The 897-nt window shown below is 46.9% G+C and carries 1 protein-coding gene; it reads right to left on the bottom strand.

The window, feature by feature from the left end:
• Positions 1-127: 127 nt before the first annotated feature.
• The coding region (gene preA, locus CVN76_RS01295) for an NAD-dependent dihydropyrimidine dehydrogenase subunit PreA (RefSeq protein WP_100530118.1) at positions 128-897 on the bottom strand (770 nt) is incomplete at its 5' end.

The raw sequence follows: 897 nt of genomic DNA, 5'->3' as shown, positions 1-897 counted from the left end.
TCTGCGGTCAAATCCTTGCCTATCATGGCAATCTTCTCATTTTCAATTAATATATCGGCTTGATACGTATCCGCAGCGGTTGCAATCGTTCCGTTTTTTATGATTTTCTTCATGTTCTTCCCCTCCATCATTTTGCGAAATCAACACTTTCATTTTCTATGCCGCCAAGATAGGCTTGGCGTTCATTCCACGTCATCGGCGGTAATTCATTTGTCAATTCGATCATATCGATTGCCCCATCGGCCGGACATACGATAGAGCAAAGATTACAGCCTACGCAATCTTCTTCACGCACCCTCAGGAAGGAGCTGCCTGCCGAGTCCTTTAACATATCTATACACTGGTGTGAGGTGTCTTCACACGCAATATGGCATTTATTGCAGTTGATGCATACATCATTATTGATGCGGGCCACTACCTTATAATTAAGATCCAAGTTCCCCCAATCGGAATATCGCGGTACGGATCTACCGACAATATCCATCACTGAGGCAATCCCTTTTTCATCGAGGTAATTGGACAAACCTTCAAGCATGTCCTCGACTATCCTAAAACCATGATGCATGGCAGCCGTACATATTTGCACCCCCGTCGAACCCATCAATAAAAATTCCACGGCATCCTGCCAATTGGAAATCCCCCCGATTCCGGAGATGGGAAGATCGATCCTTGGATTTCTTGCACACTCTGCCACCATGTTCAAGGCGATGGGCTTCACCGCCGGACCACAATACCCCCCATGTGCTCCCTTACCGCCAACATGTGGTATCGTATTCCACGAATGGATATCCACACCTGCCAAAGAATTGATTGTGTTGATCATGCTGATTGCATCCGCTCCCCCGCGAACTGCCGCTTCTGCAGTGACCGTAATATCGGTTATATTCGGGGTAAGCT

It is taken from the genome of Bacillus sp. mrc49, assembly GCF_002803435.1.
This window is presented reverse-complemented; position numbering and strand designations above follow the sequence as displayed.